This is a genomic window from Pseudomonas sp. SIMBA_041 (genome assembly GCF_046535095.1).
In the GTDB taxonomy this organism is placed as follows: Bacteria; Pseudomonadota; Gammaproteobacteria; order Pseudomonadales; family Pseudomonadaceae; genus Aquipseudomonas; species Aquipseudomonas mucoides.
This window is the reverse complement of the sequence record NZ_JAWRXJ010000454.1, coordinates 1-263: the sequence shown is the minus strand read 5'-3', so window position 1 is coordinate 263 and position 263 is coordinate 1. Positions and strand designations below refer to the sequence as shown.

Sequence of the window (263 nt, the reverse complement as noted above, 5' to 3'; positions counted from 1 at the left end):
GCCCGTCGACCGGCAGGTCAAGCTGGTAACGCCAACGCAGCGCATTCCCCGCCACTTCGCCGCGCGCCTCACCGATCACGTCCCCCGCTGTCCCCCGCCAGCGGCCAGGGCCGTCCGGCACCAGTGTCCAGGTACGCTGCTGGCGCGTGCCATCGCTGTAGAGAAAATGCTCGTCGAGGATCAGCCGCTCACCTTCGCGGCGGCTGTCGATGCGCACGTGGAAGCGCTTCACCACTTCGCCGGAACGCTTCTGGAACATCCCC

General features: G+C 68.1%; 1 protein-coding gene. It reads right to left on the bottom strand.

Going from position 1 to position 263, the window contains the following annotated elements:
* A partial coding sequence (locus tag SB725_RS31895) for a DUF3833 family protein (protein WP_410923453.1) occupies positions 1-263 on the bottom strand: 263 nt, incomplete at both ends.